The organism is Sinorhizobium arboris LMG 14919, from assembly GCF_000427465.1.
GTDB lineage: Bacteria > Pseudomonadota > Alphaproteobacteria > Rhizobiales > Rhizobiaceae > Sinorhizobium > Sinorhizobium arboris.
Map to the genome: position 1 here is coordinate 1,906,515 of NZ_ATYB01000014.1, position 18,099 is coordinate 1,924,613.

Consider the following 18,099-nt stretch of genomic DNA (forward strand, 5'->3'; position numbering starts at 1 on the left):
GTCGCCGTGCTGATTGTACGACGTGCCTGAGGGAGGAAGATGATGATCGAAGGCCACTGCCATTGCAGGGCGGTCCGCGTTGCGGTCCCCGTCCGCCCCGAGACGCTCGGCGATTGCAACTGCTCGCTCTGCAGCAGGCTCGGTACCCTCTGGGGATATTACCCGTCGACCGACGTCAGCATCGCCGATCCGGAAAGAAAGCTCGTCGGCTACGTGCAGGGCGATAGGACCCTGAGCATGTATCACTGCAGCGTTTGCGGCTGCACCACCCACTGGGCGCCGGTGGGCCGCAACGCGTCACGCATGGGAGTCAACATGCGCATTTTCGATCGCTCGGTCTGGGAGGACATCCCGCACCGCCTGATCGACGGCGCGGGCTGGTGAGATCAACGACCTCGCGTGCTTCGCAAGCCTTCAGATTCTGCCCATCAGGAGCAATATCAGCAGAACCACGACCAATACGCCGAGGATCCCTGAAGGACCGTAGCCCCAACCGGACGAATAGGGCCAGGCCGGAATGGCGCCGATCAAAAGCAGGATCAGAATGATGAGGAGGACGGTGCCAAGCATATCGCGGTTCTCCCTTGCACAATCGTACTTCCCAGGAACGAAATCACGCGCCAGATCAAGTTTCCGCAGCGACTTTTGCGCGTCTCGAAAGAAGTTGGAGTGCTACAAAGCACATTGTTCATCCTACCGAATGCGGAAAGTCACAATATGTTCCAGGCCCTCGCGATGCATAGAGGGGCATCATTCGATCAAAGGCGCGATCTCCTCCGCCATCCGGCTCCATTTTTTGACTTGTCACATATGGAACAGCGGCGCCGTACGAAAGACCCTTTTATCGGAGTGTTCTCATATGTGTGAGGACATGCTAATTTTAGCGTTTTCTCGGAGGGGAACCGATGCCACGTATTGCAAATCTCTATTTCAGAACCGCAATTATCTTTTTGATCCTGGGCATTTCGATCGGCCTGCACATGTCGATATCGGGCAACCATGCCGCAACGGGCGCGCATGCCCATGCCAACCTGCTCGGCTGGGTCACCATGGCCATCTTCGGAGGCTATCACGCGCTCAATCCGCAAAAGGCCGCAAGACGGCTGGCGATGGTCCAGTATGGCGTCTACACCTTCGGCGTGGCTGTCCTCATTCCGTCGCTCTACCTGCTCCTGTCCGGAAACGCCGCAATGGAGCCGGTCGTCGCCGTCTCGTCGCTGATCGCTTTCGCCGGCATCCTGCTCTTTGCCGTCATCATTTTCTCGAGCGGTCAGGCTTCCGTCCCGGCAAGGGTGGCGCCAACCCACTGATCATGCTTTGCGGAGCGGCGCGCGTTTCCGCCCGCCGCCGCCCTTCTTTCCGGCAGCGATCAAAGGCCGGATCGCAGCGTCCAGCGCGCGGATCCGGTCAATGAGCTGTTCGTCCGACAACTCCTCCACGCCGCCGGCTGCGGCACTCAGGTCCTTCGGCAGAACCGAAGCGACGAACTTCAGGTAGGTTTCCGGCTTCTCGTCGCGAATGCGGGCGATGACGTCGACGCCATGCCGGGCAAAATCCGCCCGCACGGCGCCGAGAAAGCTGCTTCCCAGCGGGCTGCCCTCACCTTTCGCAGCCGGCATTCCCGTCGCGTCGTCCGGCGCTTCCGCTTCCGGCGTGGCGCTTTGATCTTTCATTATGAACTTCTCCGCTCGTCGTCATTCTGGGCCGGCACCTAACGGCTACAATTTCTGGAACTGGATTGCCCGTCAAATGCAATCCATAATTGCGCCCGGATCCCGGATCAGATTGAGGCGCAACGGGCCTGCACCGCCTCGTTTATGGAAGAGAAAACCGCCACGCCGGGAGGGAAACGTGCACCGAAACGTCGCCGCCGCTTTTTTCATTGTCGCCTCGACGGTCTCCTCCTCTGCGGGGGAACTGGGCGAACCGCGCTACTTCGTGAAAGCCTGGCTTCAAATGGCCGACAGGAGCTTCGAGCACTCGACCGGTTGGTGCGATGGAAAAGATGATTGTTTCATGCCGATCGGTGAGCACATGATTCAATTGCGGAATATGTCGGCCTCCTTCTACTCGCTCAGCTTTTGGAACGGTCCCTCGCAGCAGGATGCCTGCTGTGTGACCCGCACTGGTTTTCCGACGTTGCGCCTTTGGAGCGGACGTCCCCGCGTCGTTCCCCTTTACTACACCCCGAGAATATCGGGCGACCCGGGGCAAATACCCTTCGGCAAACTCGTCATAGCCGTCGAGTACCTGGGCTAACCGGCTCCGGTCGCCGAGGCCAAGTCTCTCTGAACACGTTTCGCGGGTACTGCGTTGGATCAAGTGTATTTGCGGCCGGCGATGCCGCCACTCGCCCGGCGCCGCTGGCGCCTGCATCATGCGAGGTTGGGGGTCGACGCGTCTTCTCGCAGAATCCGCCAGGCGGATTCGGGAGACGCGGAAGGCGCATCGCCGGCCGCACACGGTGCCGCCGCGTCCTTGGAACGCGCAGCATCGCCGTGAGCCATGAATTGGAAATGAGGAGCACGTCGCACCGAGAGGAGCGCCGGATGTGTTCGAGGGCGCTTCTCCAGGATCAGAGCAGGAGCCGAGGGTATCCTCGACGTGATCTAGCCCGCTTACCGAAGCCTTGAGAGGATAAAATTCCTATCCTTGATTTATGGAATAGCGCAACTGCCCCGCGGTTCGCAAGCCTTCACCCGGCAGAATGTAGTCGTTTTTCGATTTACCCACGGGAAATCTTTCCTATGTCTCACGGCGGACTGGACAAGGTGAGTTCGTTTGCTGCGGCCGCGCGCACCCCGCTGCAAGGATGCCTGCAGGCAAGAGGCTGCTCAAATTTTGTTGTACAGATGTATATTATAATTTCCTTGCATAAGACATTGGCCTCTGCTTCAATCCAGGCAGGCTGATGCACAAGGGCTAGGGTATATACTTCGATATTGATGCCTCGCAGGAAAGGCAGCATTCAATTCGCCATCGGTGCTCGATGTCGGATGGCGTTGCGTGCCGAGGCGAGAATACATTGCTTTGAACATTTATCTTTAAAGACCGAATTTTAGTCCCGCATCCCGGTCGCTCCGGGGAACCACAGCTGCCCACGATGCATTTTGCCTTCCCGAGAGAAGGAGCTTTGTCCATGCGCAATCCTTGGATCTATGTCGCCATCGGCTTTGTCGCCGGTGCAGGCCTATTTGTCACCACCGCTTGGCAGCGCACAACCCCTGAACCGTCCGGCCAGTTCGCCACCATAAAACTCGAGAAGACCGATCGCCTCCAGGGCGGCATCCAGACTTCGTTCGTGATGGAGCGTTTCGGCCCGGCGCAGGCGGTCGAATGACAGTCGTCGCGACTGAGCGTTCACTTACCGCAGGGGAATAGCAACAGACATCCCGGCCGTCGTGAGCTCTTGCCTTTCGCCACCGGATGCGCAAGTTACTCGCGCCGGCGGTATCCGGCATGCACGACGATCGAGGTAGCTTGCGGTGAACTCAGAGAACAAGCCGGACGGCGAAATTAAGATCGGGAAACGGACGAATGGTCGCTGGGCCTTCGTGCTCCGCTTTCGCGGCGTCACCTACCCGGCCCAGGGTCAGTTCAGTACCCAGCTTCAGGCGCAGTCCGCCGCCTATGTCGCCTTGAAGCTTCTGCGGAAGACACGCTGAGGCATGGCCCGCCGTCAGTCGTAAGGTGAGTTGCACCGCCGGCGTGCGCCCTCAAAGGGCTGAAACGTATCGTCCGACAAGCGATACGAGGCGTAGCGCTCCTGGCACCAGCGAAGATGCGCATTGGCGTCGAATTGCACCCTTTGCCGCTGGCGCAGGCGCGATCTGTTCACCGCTCCGGGCAAAGGGCCCCCTACGGTCGCACCGGGACCTATGCCGATATCAGGAGCCCTGCCGCGATAGCGGGAACCGTAGTTCGGATATCGCTGTTGCAGGAAGTCACGGTATTCCCTCTCGATGAAAAGGTTGTGGTTGTTGCTGCCTGCGGGACGGCCGGCGCAAATTCCCGTGCACGTCTGGGCTTGTGCCGGCAGCATGCCTATCGCTGCGGTCATCACCGCCAAGGCGAGCGTAGCTGAAGCTTTCACAGACCTCACCGTCATTCCAATCCGAGTAAACGATCGAGGCGCCTCCTCGTTCGAGGCGCTTCGCATTGAACGCATTTAACCTCTAAATAGCCCAAAAGTGCAGCGGTTTTGGGACAACGGCATGCCCGGCATTCTGGCGGGCGCATGGCCGGAATCGGCTTAGGCCGGAGGCATGATCAGGATAATATTCCTATCCTGGAGTAAACGAATTATCCTTCTTACCATATTCGCGCAAGCCCTTTTCGAAGAGCAGGACATTCAGGCCCCGCTTCAGCCAATCCAATTGGGCTTCCGGCATCATTCTCAGCCCTTCGTAATCCATCACGCAGACATTGAAGACGGTGGTTTTCACCTGCCGCCCCTCCTCGCATCCGAGCAACAGGCCTTCAAGCCGCATCATTCTCTCGGCAGCGTTCCTCGCCTTCAAGGCGCGAGCCTCGCTTGGCTCGGCCGCCTGCCCTCTCACGTGATCGATCTGCTGGGCCCTGACGCTCGGAAAGGGAATGCCCGTCAAATGATAATAGCGCACCATCGCCGCTGCGTAGTCGTCGCCCGCCTCACGCTGCTGCTCGGTGATCCGGCCATCGAGAAACAGCCGGCCGAGCGTGTAACCGGCAAGGGCGCCCCTGGTCTCGAGGCCATGCATGCGCTTGCGCGCTGCAAGCGCCACAGCCATCGCATCCTTCTCGCTTTCCTGTTTGGACCACTCCGGCTTTATCTTGCCGCAGGCAAATCGCTCGGCATTGGCCTTCCGCGGCCGTCCGAGTTGTGCCTTGCGCTTTGCACGCAATTTCTGCGCCTTGGTCAGCATGGGAATCCTTTCGAGTGTGGTGATTGAGACATCTGTCGCGGCCGACCCGCGGTGAAGCAGCGGGACGTGACGTTATCCAGGGTGAACTGAGGGTGGATATGGAATGCGAGCCCGCCACCAGGCTCGGCTGAGGGCGTCATCTCAGGAAGCTGTTCCGCTTCCGGCACCGCCATCATTCACGGCCGCAAGCACCGTCGTGTGGTCTCGATGGAAGATGCGGCCGATCCCCGCCAGCGAGAGATCCCGGCGGCGCTCATAAACCGCGCGCATGCAGGCGTGCCTCGGCTTCACCAGCCGGCGCTCCCGGCGCACACTGATGATGTCGTCCCAGCTCACACCGGGAAAGTCCTCGAGCACGGCGGCAACGATCTCCTCGATCGGCGCCCTGTCGCCGCCGTCCTCGTTCGACGCACCGGTATCTCGGCTGCCAAGCAGGATTCGGGCCTGCGCGAGCAGCCGGGCTCCCGCATCGGCAAGATCGGCTTCCAGTCTCGCGATCCGCCGTCCTTTCGCTTCATTGTCGGAAGCGAGGTCGACCAGCTGTCCTTCGAGTTCCTTGATGCGAGCGGATCGGCCCATCGCTTCGCTCGGGTGAGCCAGCCGCTCCCGCACGGCGTGATAGTGTCGTGTCTGCCTTGCCAGTTCCGAATTCTCCGCCATCGCTTCTCCTATTCCCTTTCCGCCGCCCCGGCAGTCACGGAGCAAACGCAGCCGCGACTTGACTTTATCAATGACATCTATAATGTCGCGTTGTCAACATGATTTATGTTATCAACATTGCTATGTCCCGTGTCATGAGCGAAAGAGCTGGAAGATTGCGTGAGGCGCGCGTCAAAGCGGGCTATCGGTTCGCCTCCGACGCAGCGAATGCCTTGGGCATCGTCGCCTCGACCTATCGCGCCCACGAAAACGGTCAGAACGACTTCGAACTCAGCGAAGCCGAGGTTTACGGCCGCAAGTTCAACGTCGACCCGCTCTGGCTGCTGACCGGCACCGATCGCCGGATCTCCATTGGCGCTACATCCGACTCGATGATGACCCCGGTCGACGCGCCGAACGCGCGCATCGGCGCCAAGGTGATCGGCCAGGGAAAAAAGATCCCTGTCTTCGGCCAGGCCGTCGGCGGGGTTGATGGTGAATTCATAATGAACGGCAATGTATTATACGAGGTCATGGCGCCGCCGATACTCTCGGATATCTCGGGCGCCTATGCGGTTTCGGTCTCAGGCGATTCCATGTATCCGCGCTACGAAGATGGGGAAGTCTGCTTCGTCGATCCGAGCCGGCGTGTCCGGAAGGGCGACTACGTGATCGCCCAGATTCGGCTGGAAGAAGGCGGCGCCCTGCTGGCTTACGTCAAGAAATTCGTGCGTCACAACAGCTCCGAACTGGTCCTCGAGCAGTTCAACCCTCATAAGGAGCTGCGTTTCGAAGCCCATACCGTTCACTCGGTCCACTATATCGCGCTCGCCGGCAACGCCTGAGCGACACGAACTCCGTTACAAATCTCCAGGCGGAGCTGTTCACCGCCCGAAACCCATTTTCTATGCACGTAACGCGGCGACATCCTCGATGTCGCGTCGATTTCAACACAAATCATGTTGACATACACCGTGTTGGGTGCAACATTGGGTGAACACAGGGCAGAGTTGCACGGCGTACGAACGCCGGCAGTCAATTGAGGAGAATAAGCGCCACATGTCCCTCCCCCGAATCAGGTCCGAACTTCATGGCCAGGTTGACGAGCTCTTCGCCGCCGATTTTCTCCGTTCCACCGACGCGCAGAACCAGATGGCGCTCAAGGGCTTCCTCTCTTCCGCCTATTCCAGCCTGGCTTCGCTCGCCTGGCATCTGGGGGCAGATGGGCATGTTTTCCAGCGTGAAGCCCGGCCCGCGACGGACCTCGTCGACGATGCCTTCTTCGCACTCAATCGCGAGCGCGAGTTCGGCAGCGGCGCTGATGCGAACCAAGTGCAGCGGCAGCTCGGTACCCACAATTCCCGGCAGCAATTCGGAGGCGCCCTGTAATGCGTGCCGAGACCTACGCCGTCGTCAATCTCGCGGCCCTCAATCTCATCGAGGCGGTCAGTGCCGCCTACTTCGTCACCGAGAACCAGGCTGTCGCCCGTCACGAGTTTCGCGCCCGCGAAATGCTGAAGAAAATCGCTTTGGCTCTCGGCTACGAGCTGGCCGAGGCGGCGGCACGGGAAAGCATGCCCGGCGCGGAGGCGCCGCCGGCGGCCCTACCCGGCCTCAGGCTTGTATCCGCCGGACTCGCACCACCGAACGGTAATCGTTGAACCGCCGGCTACTCGAGCGTCAATCGTCGTCGGGAGGGCACGGCCATTTGGCGGGCGCGGTCAGGCCGGAAGGCAATCTGGTCGCGCCGTCACCGCAGGTAAGATCGACCTGGTCCTGCGTGAGCCCGGAAGCTCTGGTAAGGTCGAGACCCTCTATTCTGGTTAGGAAGAGAAAGGCACGGTCCAGATCGATCTGCCCTTCGAAAACCGCACCGCTCAGCTTGGCGCGCGAAAGGTTGGCCATGGAAAAACGCGCGCCCGTCAACACAGCCTTGTCGAAATTGGCGCGCCCGAGTTCCGCCTTCTCGAAGTCGGCACCCGTCAGACGCGCTCCGGTGAAGTCGGTGCGTTGCAGCTCCGCACTCGCGAAGGAGGCGCTCTCCGCGGAAACCGATGAAAAATTGCCCCGATAGGCCTCGACCCTGCTGAAGTTCGCCTTGTCCGCCCTGGCCCCGGCAAGCGAAGCGCGAACGAGCGTCGCCTTCTCGAGATTTGCGGAAACGAGATTGGCACCGCGCAGGTCGGTCATCGTAAAGTCGGTATTGAACAGATTGCTCCCAGGGAGATCGCTGCCACGGAGCATGATCTGCTTCTTGTTACAGTCTCGCCAGTCGATGCCGGGTCCCGCTGAGCTCTTGCAATCCGCCGCTGCGGCAATGCCCGGGGCCAGGGCCCACACCATGATCGCCACGGCGAAGAACGCCGCGCCGCTCGAGCTGCTTTCTATCATGCCAAGCTTCTTCATGTCGCTGCTCCTGGACCGGGCCCAAGTCAAAAAAACAGACCCGCACCCCACTGCCGGCTGCGCGAACCGCGCAACGAAGCCCTGGAATTCAATAGGTTACGGCGAATTCGCGCATCAGAAAAGAGCGGCAAAGAGCGATGCCGTCAATAGCCGATCTTCACATTCCGTCAAGGTCGCGACGCCCGTATGGATAAGAGCCGTCCTCCGACTGAACCTCGGGGCGCTGGTGGCGTCGAAGTCAAGCCTCGACGCCCTGAATGGCGGATACCTGCCAGTCGGCGCCGGGCTTGCGCTGAAACGTCCATATCTCGACCGCTTCGGTCAGCCTGTCCGCCTCGCCGCTGACGACACGCCCCGTGGTACGGTCACGCAACACGTCGATGCTCTCGTAGCGCATGGCAACGGTCGCATAATCGGTTCCGTTTTCTCTCCACGCCTCGGCGAGATCGCCCTGGACGAGGTGAACGTCGCGGACCTCGTTCCTGAGGCCCTTTGTTGCGTTGTCGCTGAGTTCTTCTGCGAGGTAGGACATGGCTTCCGGTGTCGTCAGCCGGCGCAACGCCGCATAGTCTTCCGCTCCATAGGCAGCCTGCACATCTCTGAGCATCGTCTCGAACCGATCGAGATCCTCCTGGCCGACGCTGATTTCATCGTCACCTCCGGAAGCCGGTGCGGCAGCAGACGATCGCGGCGAGGACGACGCCGCGCCGGTACCTTCACCGATTCGCGGAATGTGAAAGGATGGCGAGCCCGCAGGTGCCGCCGAAGAGCGGCCGGATGCCGAGGGCGCCGAATAGGCCGGACGCTGATTGCGGCCGAAGAAACGCATCGCAAGGGAGATCATCAGAACGACGAGGCCTACCTGCAGCAGCAGTCCGAGGAAGCCGATGCCGCCGCCGATGCCGTGGCCGAGCAGCATGCCGATCAGGCCACCCATCATCAGACCGCCGATCATCGATCCGCCGAAACCACTGAAGAAGCCCGGACGCGCATTGGTCGTGCGGTTCTGCGCAGCCGGGCTGGTGGCCGTCGAAGGCTGCGCGTTCTGCCGGGGCGTCATCGTCCGGTCGATCGGCGCGGCAGGCGCGGGCGCCGTCCGGGTCACCGGCGGGGTGGAAAAGGTCCGGCTGCCGCGTGAGCCGAAACCACCCCCCGCCCGCCTTGCATCGGCGACATCGGCCACGGTCAGTACCGACGCCAAACCAATCGCCGCAATGGCCATAACTCGTCCGAAACGCTGCATTTCCATCCTTCCCTGTTTCGTGACCGCAAGCGGGTCATCGAACGCCATATAGAGCCGGAAGTACCGGAATTTAAGTCCGCCGCTGCGTCTTTCGCCGAATTCGGGGCAGTTTGTGCATCCTCGCTTTTTCCGGGTCGCTTTGCAGGCGCATTCCAACGGAAAATTACCGCTAAACATGATTCTTTTAATCAACTTTGTTGCGGCATTCCGGGTGACAGCATAAGCATAGCCGCTCGTTTAGCGCGTTCGTCCGTGTCCTTTCCAGAACGGCCGGCGGCCGGCGCTGCGATCTTGGAATAATCGGCTGGACAATGAGTACTGAAAAGAAGGGCGACCGCTTTCACATGTACCTGCGGCACCGCAGGTCCCTGATCAACTATGCCGCGCCGCTGCTGGGATCGAAGGACGATGCCGAGGATGTCGTGCAGGATGCCTATCTTCGCTTCGTGCGGGAAACGGCAGACGAGCAGATGCCGCCGAAGACCTACCTGTTTCGCATCGTACGCAACCTTTCATTCAACAGGCGGTCGCGGCGAAAGCTTGAGAGTAACGTCGTCGAGTCCGCAGATATACCGTGGTGGGCGCTGCCGCAGGCCGTCGAGACGCCGGAAGTCCAGTTCCTGATGTCCGAAGCCGCAGACCGGATCGCCCGGGCGCTCGGAGATCTTCCGGATCGCATGAAACGGGCATTCGAGCTGTACCGCTTCGAGGGAGCGACTTTGAAGGACATTGCCGAAGAACTGAGTATCTCGATACCGACGGCCCACCGCCTCGTCAGAGACGCCATGGAGTACTTGAAGGCAGGCCTCGACCATGACGAATGAACGTCCGGTACATTTGAAAAAAGCCGCACCCTCGATTGTCTATCCTCAAAGTGAGCGAGATGCAGACTACGCGCAGCCGGATGATGGAACCATGACGCCTGACGACAACGCAGCGGAGCTCTCGAAAGAGGCGACGGACTGGCTCATTCGCATTCGCGAAGCGCCCGATGACCCCGACATCCGTTTGCATTTTGAACGATGGGTCGCCACTTCCCGAGACCACAGGCGAGAATGGGAGAAGACCTGTCGGATCTGGTTGTCCGCCGGAGCGTCGCGAGCCGCGGGGGAAAAGCCCTCGACGGACAGCTCTATGACCGCCCGGCGCGGCGGCCGAGCGGCCCTGGCGACCGCAGCTTGTGCGATGGTCATCTGTCTTCTCGTCGCGTGGGTTCCCGGCTTGCTGATCGTCTTGCAATCGGATTACCGCACGGGGACCGCGGAGACTCGCTCCCTCGAAATTGAGGACGGCAGCACAGTGACTCTGGCGCCCGGGAGCGCGATCGCCATGGACTTCGGTCAGAGCCGACGCAGCCTCAGACTGCTTCAGGGCGAAGCTTACTTCGATGTGACGCACGATCCCGCGCGCCCATTCGTCGTGGATGCCGGCGGCCTCGATATAGAAGTTCTCGGCACCGCATTCGACGTCATGATCGACAGCGAAAGCACCCGGGTAAGTCTTGAGCGGGGACTGGTCACGGCCTCTCCGTCCGGGCAGGAGGCGCACGCCGAGCGGCGTCTTACCCCCGGAAAAATGCTCATCTTCGACCGCGATACGCAGGATATGACGACCTCCGACATCGACACGGCGTCTATCGGCGCCTGGCGGCACGGACGCCTTCATGTCGTGGATGCCACCATCTCCTCCGTCGTGGAACGGATACGACGCTACCATCCAGCCTGGATATCCCTGCCGGATCCCGTCCTCGGCGGGCAGCGGGTAACGGGCATCTACGACCTCACGGCGCCGGACGAGGCGCTCGGCGCTCTGGTCGACCCTTATGGAGGCAAGGTCAGGAAAATCTCGAGCTTCGCCCGCGTCATCTCTCGCTTCTAAAACATGACATCTATTTTCAGGTTTTTTCCATGTCCCCGTGAAAAAACCGATCTGCCGCTTTGTCTATCTGGTCGAGGGCACCGGGGGCGGTGCCTGTGACAAGCAGAAGATTGGGCATATCATGGCATATGGGGCAGCGCCGAAGCGCGACAGAAACTTCACCACCAGGCACCTTCGCGGTTTCCTTCTTTCAACCTCGGCGGCGATCGCCGTGATCTGCACTGCGCCGCAAACGGCTGCCCAGGTCATCGCTGCCGGGCCGGAGCAGTCGCAAGCGGTCCGGAATTTCGATATCCCGTCGCAGCCTTTGGCTTCGGCGCTCGCCCTTTTCAACCGCCAGTCCGGCATCCAGATCAGCCAGGCCGCATCGGCTGCGGCACCGAACATTACGACGCGAGCGGTGCGCGGAAGCATGACTCCGGAGCAGGCGCTGGCGCAGCTGCTGGACGGCACGGGAGTGCACTATCTGTTCACGGCTAATCGCGCGGCGGTCATCGGCACCGCGCAGGAGACCGGAGCCGGCGCAGAGGAAGGCGCGACCGTTCTCAGGCGGATTGTCGTGACCGGCAAGACCGGGCGAAACGCCAATTCGGGCGCCGGCTTTCAGGGGACGCCCGACTGGGTCTACAAGGAACCGGCTTCCGTCAGCGTCGTTTCGCGTGAGGCGGTGCAGAGCCGGGCGGCGCGCAACGCCAACGACGTGCTCGACACGGTTGCCGGCGTCACCAGCAACCGTTCGGAAGCGCAGAACCCCGGCATCGCCATCAATGTGCGCGGCCTCCAGGATCAGAACCGGGTCACCACCATGATCGACGGCGCGCGGCAGGATTTCCAGCGCGGCGGGCACGGCGCCAGCCAACGCGTCTATGTGGACACGGCCTTCCTTCGGTCGGTGGAGGTCGAGAAAGGCGCGGTCGCCGGCGTCGGCGGCGCAGGCTCGCTGGGCGGCTTGGTGAATTTCCGCACGGTTACGGCGGACGACATCATAAAGCCGGACCGGGACTGGGGCGCCGAGCTTAACGCCGAGACCGGCACCAATGCCTATTATTTCAACGGCTCTCTGATCGGTGCCGCCAGGTTCTCGGAGGACTTCTCCGTTCTCGGCGGGATCAGCCGCAAGCGTGTCGGCGACTATGAATTCGGCCAGAACGGCAAAGCCCCGCTGCTCGATCTCGCAGTCACGACCGCCGTCGACGATGCCTTCCTGTTCTCGCGTCTGGAAACCTTCGGCACGCTCGTGAAAGTCGAGGGGTCGCCGTCGGACGACTTCACCTTCGACCTCAGCTGGCTTCGCAACGACTCCGAGGCGATACAGGGCGGACTCGTCTTCGGCGACCTGCGCGACGACCCGCAGAACTATCTCAACAACACCGTCAGCTCATCCTTCGAATGGGATCCCGACAGCGAACTGATCGACCTCAAGGGGCGCCTCTGGTACAACCGGTTGGTCAATGACGAACTGCGCGATTATACCCCGAGGCTTCCGATCACCTATGCGATGACGAGCTTCGGCGGCAGCCTCGACAATACGAGCCGCTTCGAAACGGCTCTGGGCGACCTCTCGCTGAATTACGGCGGCGAGGCCTATTCCGACGACGGCAAGACGACCACGCCGCCTCTCGTCGATGAGAACGGCTTCGACGAAGCCTACGGTTACAAGGGATTGAATCCGGTCGGCCGCCGGTCGATGACAAGCGCGTTTCTCAACGCCACCCTGGAGCACGACGATTGGCTGGAGATCGGTGCGGGCCTCCGGTACGACCGATACCGCCTGAAGGGATTCACGGAAGTCGGAGGGAGGACGCCACGCTATATTGTGGTTCCTGGAGTGTGCGGCTATTTTTATGACGACGGTGAGTGCGCCTATTACGACGAAGACCCCGTTTATGGCGGCGGTGAAGCGGTCTTGGAACGAGTCGATATCGACAAGTCAGGCGGCGCGCTTCTTCCGTCGGCGCGGATCGCCGTCGTGCCCTTCGAAGGAATTCAGCCCTTCGTTACCTATGCGCATACCTACCGGCCGCCATCCGTCATGGAAGCGCTGACCTCGGGCGGTCATCCCGGTGATGCCATCGCCACCTATATCCCCAACCCGTACCTCAAGCCGGAACGGGGCCGGACATGGGAGCTCGGGATCAATATCGCACGGGACGGACTGTTAACGGCCGACGACAGCCTGCGCCTCAAGACCGTCTACTTCGACAGGACCGTTCAGGAGTATATCACGCTTGGAAATGGTTACTTCGCCACCTTCGACAAAAACCTCTTCCAGCACGTCAATCTCGACGGCGATACCAGGATGAACGGGGTCGAGATCGAGGCGAACTACGACATGGGAAGCGCCTATGTCGGCGCCTCGTATACCTACCTGAAAACCGATTACGCCGACTCCTACAGTTACTCCGGGCCGACCGGGAGCTCGCTTGCCGCGAGCGGCAACACGCCGGTGCCGTCGGTTCTGTTCGTCCCACCCGAGAACAAATTCACGCTCGATGCCGGCATCCGCCTGTTCGAGCGGAAGCTGGTTCTCGGCGGACGCGCGACCTATGTCGGCGATTCAAAGCCCACCGTCGGTCAGTTGGCGGGCCTTTTCAACACCGCGGGCTACAAGGTCTTCGATATCTACGGCTCCTACAGCTTCTCGGAAAGCGCCAAACTGCGCTTCGCCATCAACAACATAACCGATGAGCAATATGCACCGGCCCTGGGTGCCTTCTACTATCCGGCGCCGGGACGGACCGCGACGGTCGCCCTGAACTTCAAGTTCTAAAGTGGTTCGAGTGAAGCGGATGGCACGGTTCCGTCCGGCAACGCTCCAGGGGAGTGGCGGGCCTGAGACTTATCCCTTCTCACCGTGAACGAAGGTCGCGGCAGCGGGATGAGGGGCATTCGCTTCGCTCTGCGTAACGACGACCGGAGCGCTTCTCGCTCCGGTTCAATCAAAACGAAAAGCCACTTCGGGCGACAAGACATGGGACAATTGCTCACAGCACACTGTCGCAGGATCAACCTGCGGCCATCGTTCAAAACCAAGGAAAACTCACCATGGTTGCAACCATCAATCTGACAGCCGCAAGCGCCAACCTCCTCAACTACTTTAAGGCTTGGTCCAACAATCTGAACTACGAGGGCAACGGGCAGTTCGACTCGACGATTCCGCCTTACGACGAGTGGGCAGGCGGCAATGTCGACGGCGGCACGAATTCCGGCGTCATTCTCGAAGGCAATTTCTCCTATATCATCCCTGCCGGATTCACGGGTACCGTCGACAGCCTCGAATTCGGCAGGAGCCTCAGTGAGTCTTCGTCCGGCTTCGAGATGGCGTCGACGCAGCTGAGCATCGATCTCGGCGGCGCGAGCCCGTCCAAAACCTTCACCGGCGCGATCTATTCGCTAACCCACAACAGCAACGTCGACTCGGACCCGCTGGCGAACTTCACGGGAGTCACCTCGCAAAGCGGAAAACAGCAGGCCGGCCTTTTCGACTACCTCGGAGAGGTCGGGACGGTCCAGAACGGCACCTCCGGCAATGATTGGCTCTATAGCTTCGACGGCAACGACACGCTGAACGGCGGTGCCGGCCGCGACCGCTTCGTCTTCGACCGGGACATCGACGGTGCGCTGTTGTCGACGATCGGCAAGGACGTCGTCAGCGGCTTCACCGCCGGCACCAATGGCGACATCGTCCGCCTCGCGCTGCAGAGCACGGCCTTCGACAGCTTCGCCGAGGTCTATGCGGCCTCGACGCAGGTCGGCGCCAACACGGTCATCAACCTCGGCTCGCTCGGCGACATCACCTTGAACGGCGTGACCAAGACTGCCCTGGTCGCCGGCAACTTCGAATTCGTCGCTTGATCCCGCGGACTCGAAATCGGCATGTTTGGAAAATCCAAACGGACGCCGCCGCAGCTTGAAGCTGCGGCGGTGATCCCGGCAGCCAGGACAGCCTTCACCGGGCTAGCAATCATCAGCGGCATTGTAAACCTGCTGGCGCTGACCTCTCCCTTGTTCATGCTGCAGGTCTACGACCGGGTCCTGGCAAGCCGCAGCCTCCCGACCCTCGTCGGGCTCGCCGGGCTCGCCACCCTCATGTACGGCTTCCAGGCGCTGCTGGAAGTCGTGCGCTCGCGGCTCCTGCTCCGGATCGGAGAAAGCGTCGACCATCGGCTTTCGGGACACGTGCACAGCGCCATCCTTCGCCTGCCGCTCGAAACGCGCATGCCCGGCGACGGGCTGCAGCCGCTTCGCGACCTGGACAATGTCAGGGGCTTCCTGGCCGGTCCCGGCCCGACGGCTTTCTTCGACCTGCCCTGGATGCCGGTCTACCTCGGAATATGCTTCCTTTTCCATTTCTGGATCGGGATGACGGCGTTGGTCGGGGCGCTCGTTCTCGCGGCAATGACCTTGCTGACCGATCGTTTCTCAGTGCAGCCGACCAGAGACGCGACCCGCTACGGCACCGACCGCAACGCTTTTATGGAAGCTGCCCGCCGCAATGCCGAAACCGTACGGGCCCTCGGCCTTGAGATGCGCCTGCAGGAACGCTGGCAGTCTGCAAATCATCTGTACCTCGGGGCGAATCGTCGTGCGGCCGACGTAGCCGGTGCCTTCGGTTCCGTGTCGAGGATGCTGCGGATGATCCTGCAATCGGCAATCCTCGGCGTCGGCGCATGGCTCGTCATCGGCCAGCAGGTATCCGCGGGCGTCATGGTGGCAAGCTCGATCATGATGGGAAGGGCCCTCGCTCCCGTCGACCTCGCCATCGGCTCCTGGAAGCCTTTCCTGATGGCGCGACAGAGCTGGGAACGGCTCCGGAACCTGCTGCAGCTCATCCCGCCCGCACGGCCGCCAATGCCCCTTCCCGCCCCGAAATCGACGCTGACCGTGGAGGGTCTCACCGTCATTCCGCCCGGCTCAGGCGGAAAGCCGACGGTGGCCGGCGTAAGCTTTTCCGTCCCGGCCGGGGGAGCCGTCGGCATCATCGGGCCAAGCGGCTCCGGAAAGTCGACGATCACCCGCGCGCTGGTCGGCGCCTGGCAGCCGGCCGGCGGCAAGGTGCGGCTTGACGGCGCCGGCTACGAGCAATGGGACCGTGAAGAACTCGGCCGGCACATCGGCTATCTTCCGCAAGGCGTCGAACTCTTCGACGGGACGATCGCGGAGAACATATCCCGCTTCGAAAACAGTCCCGACCCGACGGCCATCGTCAAGGCGGCGCAGGCTGCGGGCGTTCACGATCTCATCGTGACGTTCGAACATGGGTATGAGACGCGCATCGGCGAGGCCGGCTCGGCTCTTTCCGCCGGACAGCGCCAGCGTATCGGTCTTGCCCGGGCGCTCTACAACGATCCCTTCCTGGTGGTGCTGGACGAGCCCAACGCCAATCTCGATGCGGAAGGCGAGAAAGCGGTCATCGACGCGATCCTGTCGGTGAGACGCCGGGGAGGCATTGCGGTGGTGGTGGCCCATCGGCCGAGCGCCATCGGCGCGGCGGACCTGGTCCTCGTCGTCGATAACGGCCAGGTCAAGGCATTCGGCCCGAAGGACGAGGTCCTCTCCCAGGTGCTCAAGCTGCCGGTTCGCGAGGCCGGCGCACCTCCTGCGGCAGTCCGCTCCTTCTCGGTTTCGGGAAGAGCCCTCGCACCGCTCAAGGTGGTTACGAGTACCGGCAACGAGCCAACGATGTCAGAGGCGGTCGAAGCGGAGAACATCGATGTCAAGCAATGAAGCCGAAGCCGTTACCCGATCCGTCCGCCGGCACCTCGCTGTCGGCATGTGCGTCGGTCTGGCACTGTTGGCAACTGCCGGCGCCTGGGCAGCGACGACGCAATTGGCGGGGGCCCTCGTTGCGTCGGGCCACTTCGTCGTCGACTCCCATGTCAAGAAAGTCCAGCACCCGACCGGCGGCGTCGTTGGTGAGATCCTGGTGGAGGAAGGTGACAAGGTCGAGGCGGGCCAGGTCCTGATGCGTCTGGATCCGACGCAGACCAGGGCGAACCTCGGCATCGTGACGAAGCGCATGGACGAACTCATGGCGCGCCTCGCGCGTCTGGAGGCGGAAAGGGACGACCGCGCCGATCTGGAATTTCCGGCGGACCTGACGGCCCGAGCGGGGGAAATGGCCGTCGCCTCCGCCATTGACAGCGAGCGCAAGCTCTTCGAATACCGCAGGCGGTCGCGGGAGGGGCGCAGATCGCAGCTGCTCGAACGTATCGCCCAGCTCGAGCATGAAATCGCCGGCCTCAAGGCCCAGCAGCAGGCTCATGAACGGGGTCTTTCGATACTCGAAGGTGAAATCGCGTCTCTGCGGAGCCTGCATCAGAGAGGCATCGTATCGGTGCAGCGATTGAACGAGCTGGAAACGAGGGCGGCAACCTTCGAGGGCCTGCGCGGCGAGAAAATCGCTCAGCAGGCCCAGGCGGCGGGCCGGATTGCCGAGACGAAATTGCAGATCCTGCAGATCGACGAGGATCTCAAGACGGAGGTCGGCCGGGAGTTGCGGGAAGTGCAGGCACAGCTCGGCGAGTTCACCGAACGCAAGATCGCCGCTGAGGATCAGCTGAAACGCATCGATATGCTCGCCCCGCAGAGCGGCATCGTGCATCAGCTCGACGTCCATACGGTTGGTGGCGTGATCTCGCCGGCCGATGTCGTCATGTCCATCGGGCCCGACAGCGACAGGCTGGCGATCGAAGCGCGCATACGGCCGCAGGACATCGACCAGATCCAGCTCGGTCAGGCCGTCGTCCTGCGGTTGTCGGCCTTCAATCAGCGAACGACGCCCGAGCTCGGCGGGTCGGTATCCCGCATCGCCGCCGATCTTACCGAAGACCCCCGAAGCGGCCTCTCCTACTACGTCGTTCGCGTCGCCCTGTCCGGCGCCGAACTCTCGCGGCTGGGTTCCCTTGAGCCTCTTCCGGGCATGCCGGCCGAGGCCTTCATCCAAACGGGGCAACGAACGGCGCTTTCCTATCTGGTCAAACCCCTGTCGGACCAGATCAGTCGGGCATTTCGTGAGGAATAGGACGC

General features: G+C 61.7%; 21 protein-coding genes and 1 pseudogene. 15 read left to right on the plus strand and 7 right to left on the minus strand.

Going from position 1 to position 18,099, the window contains the following annotated elements; genetic code table 11:
* Positions 1–42: 42 nt before the first annotated feature.
* A complete protein-coding gene (locus tag SINAR_RS0120535) occupies positions 43–384 on the plus strand; it encodes a GFA family protein (RefSeq protein ID WP_028000806.1) in 342 nt (113 codons plus the stop codon).
* A gap of 30 nt (positions 385–414) precedes the next feature.
* Here the strand turns inward: SINAR_RS0120535 and SINAR_RS1000000135620 are convergent, their stop codons facing one another.
* Positions 415–570 carry a DUF3309 family protein gene (locus tag SINAR_RS1000000135620; RefSeq protein ID WP_020487478.1) on the minus strand — a complete coding sequence of 52 codons (156 nt, stop codon included), beginning with the start codon at positions 568–570 and terminating at the stop codon, positions 415–417.
* A gap of 335 nt (positions 571–905) precedes the next feature.
* On the opposite strand from SINAR_RS1000000135620, the gene SINAR_RS0120545 reads away from it, so the two are divergent.
* Positions 906–1,310 (plus strand): hypothetical protein, encoded by a 405-nt coding sequence (locus tag SINAR_RS0120545; protein ID WP_028000807.1) that lies wholly within the window; start codon positions 906–908, stop codon positions 1,308–1,310.
* On the opposite strand, the gene SINAR_RS0120550 is transcribed toward SINAR_RS0120545, so the two are convergent.
* Positions 1,311–1,673: a hypothetical protein gene (locus tag SINAR_RS0120550; protein WP_028000808.1), complete on the minus strand. Its 363-nt coding sequence runs from the start codon at positions 1,671–1,673 to the stop codon at positions 1,311–1,313.
* Between the two features lie 178 nt (positions 1,674–1,851).
* On the opposite strand from SINAR_RS0120550, the gene SINAR_RS0120555 reads away from it, so the two are divergent.
* The 3 genes from SINAR_RS0120555 to SINAR_RS0120565 all read left to right on the plus strand — a co-directional run bounded on the left by SINAR_RS0120555 (position 1,852) and on the right by SINAR_RS0120565 (position 3,665).
* Positions 1,852–2,259 (plus strand): hypothetical protein, encoded by a 408-nt coding sequence (locus SINAR_RS0120555; protein WP_028000809.1) that lies wholly within the window; start codon positions 1,852–1,854, stop codon positions 2,257–2,259.
* Between the two features lie 880 nt (positions 2,260–3,139).
* Positions 3,140–3,340, plus strand: a complete 201-nt coding sequence (locus SINAR_RS0120560; protein ID WP_028000810.1) for a hypothetical protein — start codon at positions 3,140–3,142, stop codon at positions 3,338–3,340.
* A gap of 145 nt (positions 3,341–3,485) precedes the next feature.
* Complete coding sequence (locus SINAR_RS0120565; protein ID WP_028000811.1) at positions 3,486–3,665, plus strand: hypothetical protein; 180 nt, start codon at positions 3,486–3,488, stop codon at positions 3,663–3,665.
* Positions 3,666–3,679: 14 nt separating this feature from the next.
* Here SINAR_RS0120565 and SINAR_RS1000000135625 read toward each other — a convergent pair whose 3' ends face one another.
* The 3 genes from SINAR_RS1000000135625 to SINAR_RS0120580 all read right to left on the minus strand — a co-directional run bounded on the left by SINAR_RS1000000135625 (position 3,680) and on the right by SINAR_RS0120580 (position 5,564).
* The gene (locus SINAR_RS1000000135625; RefSeq protein WP_084617760.1) at positions 3,680–4,042 is read right to left on the minus strand and encodes a BA14K family protein; all 363 of its coding nucleotides are present in this window, start codon (positions 4,040–4,042) and stop codon (positions 3,680–3,682) included.
* A gap of 241 nt (positions 4,043–4,283) precedes the next feature.
* Positions 4,284–4,904 (minus strand): hypothetical protein, encoded by a 621-nt coding sequence (locus SINAR_RS0120575; protein ID WP_028000813.1) that lies wholly within the window; start codon positions 4,902–4,904, stop codon positions 4,284–4,286.
* 141 nt (positions 4,905–5,045) lie between these two features.
* Positions 5,046–5,564: a helix-turn-helix domain-containing protein gene (locus SINAR_RS0120580; RefSeq protein ID WP_028000814.1), complete on the minus strand. Its 519-nt coding sequence runs from the start codon at positions 5,562–5,564 to the stop codon at positions 5,046–5,048.
* Between the two features lie 134 nt (positions 5,565–5,698).
* Between SINAR_RS0120580 and SINAR_RS0120585 the strand changes: the two genes are divergently transcribed.
* The 3 genes from SINAR_RS0120585 to SINAR_RS0120595 all read left to right on the plus strand — a co-directional run bounded on the left by SINAR_RS0120585 (position 5,699) and on the right by SINAR_RS0120595 (position 7,204).
* Positions 5,699–6,388 (plus strand): S24 family peptidase, encoded by a 690-nt coding sequence (locus tag SINAR_RS0120585; protein ID WP_028000815.1) that lies wholly within the window; start codon positions 5,699–5,701, stop codon positions 6,386–6,388.
* 214 nt (positions 6,389–6,602) lie between these two features.
* On the plus strand, positions 6,603–6,932 hold the full coding sequence (locus SINAR_RS0120590) for a hypothetical protein (protein WP_028000816.1): 330 nt from the start codon (positions 6,603–6,605) through the stop codon (positions 6,930–6,932).
* Positions 6,932–7,204, plus strand: a complete 273-nt coding sequence (locus SINAR_RS0120595) for a hypothetical protein (protein ID WP_028000817.1) — start codon at positions 6,932–6,934, stop codon at positions 7,202–7,204. The genes SINAR_RS0120590 and SINAR_RS0120595 overlap by 1 nt, the downstream gene beginning before the upstream one ends.
* A gap of 19 nt (positions 7,205–7,223) precedes the next feature.
* Here the strand turns inward: SINAR_RS0120595 and SINAR_RS0120600 are convergent, their stop codons facing one another.
* Both SINAR_RS0120600 and SINAR_RS0120605 read right to left on the minus strand, forming a co-directional pair.
* A complete protein-coding gene (locus SINAR_RS0120600; protein ID WP_028000818.1) occupies positions 7,224–7,949 on the minus strand; it encodes a pentapeptide repeat-containing protein in 726 nt (241 codons plus the stop codon).
* Positions 7,950–8,187: 238 nt separating this feature from the next.
* Complete coding sequence (locus tag SINAR_RS0120605; protein WP_028000819.1) at positions 8,188–9,198, minus strand: Tim44 domain-containing protein; 1,011 nt, start codon at positions 9,196–9,198, stop codon at positions 8,188–8,190.
* A gap of 305 nt (positions 9,199–9,503) precedes the next feature.
* On the opposite strand from SINAR_RS0120605, the gene SINAR_RS0120610 reads away from it, so the two are divergent.
* The 7 genes and pseudogenes from SINAR_RS0120610 (at position 9,504) to SINAR_RS0120635 (ending at position 18,094) form a co-directional block, all read left to right on the plus strand.
* A complete protein-coding gene (locus tag SINAR_RS0120610; RefSeq protein WP_028000820.1) occupies positions 9,504–10,016 on the plus strand; it encodes an RNA polymerase sigma factor in 513 nt (170 codons plus the stop codon).
* A 91-nt stretch (positions 10,017–10,107) separates the two neighbouring features.
* A pseudogene (locus SINAR_RS1000000137875) lies at positions 10,108–10,254 on the plus strand (FecR/PupR family sigma factor regulator); the annotation flags it as partial.
* A gap of 72 nt (positions 10,255–10,326) precedes the next feature.
* Positions 10,327–11,070 (plus strand): FecR family protein, encoded by a 744-nt coding sequence (locus SINAR_RS0120615; RefSeq protein WP_234710658.1) that lies wholly within the window; start codon positions 10,327–10,329, stop codon positions 11,068–11,070.
* 121 nt (positions 11,071–11,191) lie between these two features.
* Positions 11,192–13,840, plus strand: a complete 2,649-nt coding sequence (locus SINAR_RS0120620; RefSeq protein ID WP_028000822.1) for a TonB-dependent receptor — start codon at positions 11,192–11,194, stop codon at positions 13,838–13,840.
* Positions 13,841–14,115: 275 nt separating this feature from the next.
* Positions 14,116–14,925: a hemolysin gene (locus SINAR_RS0120625; protein WP_028000823.1), complete on the plus strand. Its 810-nt coding sequence runs from the start codon at positions 14,116–14,118 to the stop codon at positions 14,923–14,925.
* 21 nt (positions 14,926–14,946) lie between these two features.
* Positions 14,947–16,797: a type I secretion system permease/ATPase gene (locus tag SINAR_RS0120630; protein WP_028000824.1), complete on the plus strand. Its 1,851-nt coding sequence runs from the start codon at positions 14,947–14,949 to the stop codon at positions 16,795–16,797.
* Positions 16,784–18,094, plus strand: coding sequence for an HlyD family type I secretion periplasmic adaptor subunit (locus SINAR_RS0120635; RefSeq protein ID WP_028000825.1), 1,311 nt, complete (start codon positions 16,784–16,786; stop codon positions 18,092–18,094). The genes SINAR_RS0120630 and SINAR_RS0120635 overlap by 14 nt, the downstream gene beginning before the upstream one ends.
* The last annotated feature ends 5 nt before the right edge of the window (positions 18,095–18,099 follow it).

Bases quoted from the DNA above. Each gene is read 5' to 3' on its own strand.
- SINAR_RS0120535 (WP_028000806.1), top strand. From the start codon at position 43: ATGATCGAAGGCCACTGCCATTGCAGGGCGGTCCGCGTTGCGGTCCCC.
- SINAR_RS1000000135620 (WP_020487478.1), bottom strand. From the start codon at position 570: ATGCTTGGCACCGTCCTCCTCATCATTCTGATCCTGCTTTTGATCGGC.
- SINAR_RS0120545 (WP_028000807.1), top strand. From the start codon at position 906: ATGCCACGTATTGCAAATCTCTATTTCAGAACCGCAATTATCTTTTTG.
- SINAR_RS0120550 (WP_028000808.1), bottom strand. From the start codon at position 1,673: ATGAAAGATCAAAGCGCCACGCCGGAAGCGGAAGCGCCGGACGACGCG.
- SINAR_RS0120560 (WP_028000810.1), top strand. From the start codon at position 3,140: ATGCGCAATCCTTGGATCTATGTCGCCATCGGCTTTGTCGCCGGTGCA.
- SINAR_RS1000000135625 (WP_084617760.1), bottom strand. From the start codon at position 4,042: ATGCTGCCGGCACAAGCCCAGACGTGCACGGGAATTTGCGCCGGCCGT.
- SINAR_RS0120575 (WP_028000813.1), bottom strand. From the start codon at position 4,904: ATGCTGACCAAGGCGCAGAAATTGCGTGCAAAGCGCAAGGCACAACTC.
- SINAR_RS0120580 (WP_028000814.1), bottom strand. From the start codon at position 5,564: ATGGCGGAGAATTCGGAACTGGCAAGGCAGACACGACACTATCACGCC.
- SINAR_RS0120585 (WP_028000815.1), top strand. From the start codon at position 5,699: ATGAGCGAAAGAGCTGGAAGATTGCGTGAGGCGCGCGTCAAAGCGGGC.
- SINAR_RS0120590 (WP_028000816.1), top strand. From the start codon at position 6,603: ATGTCCCTCCCCCGAATCAGGTCCGAACTTCATGGCCAGGTTGACGAG.
- SINAR_RS0120595 (WP_028000817.1), top strand. From the start codon at position 6,932: ATGCGTGCCGAGACCTACGCCGTCGTCAATCTCGCGGCCCTCAATCTC.
- SINAR_RS0120600 (WP_028000818.1), bottom strand. From the start codon at position 7,949: ATGAAGAAGCTTGGCATGATAGAAAGCAGCTCGAGCGGCGCGGCGTTC.
- SINAR_RS0120605 (WP_028000819.1), bottom strand. From the start codon at position 9,198: ATGGAAATGCAGCGTTTCGGACGAGTTATGGCCATTGCGGCGATTGGT.
- SINAR_RS0120610 (WP_028000820.1), top strand. From the start codon at position 9,504: ATGAGTACTGAAAAGAAGGGCGACCGCTTTCACATGTACCTGCGGCAC.
- SINAR_RS0120615 (WP_234710658.1), top strand. From the start codon at position 10,327: ATGACCGCCCGGCGCGGCGGCCGAGCGGCCCTGGCGACCGCAGCTTGT.
- SINAR_RS0120620 (WP_028000822.1), top strand. From the start codon at position 11,192: ATGGCATATGGGGCAGCGCCGAAGCGCGACAGAAACTTCACCACCAGG.
- SINAR_RS0120625 (WP_028000823.1), top strand. From the start codon at position 14,116: ATGGTTGCAACCATCAATCTGACAGCCGCAAGCGCCAACCTCCTCAAC.
- SINAR_RS0120630 (WP_028000824.1), top strand. From the start codon at position 14,947: ATGTTTGGAAAATCCAAACGGACGCCGCCGCAGCTTGAAGCTGCGGCG.
- SINAR_RS0120635 (WP_028000825.1), top strand. From the start codon at position 16,784: ATGTCAAGCAATGAAGCCGAAGCCGTTACCCGATCCGTCCGCCGGCAC.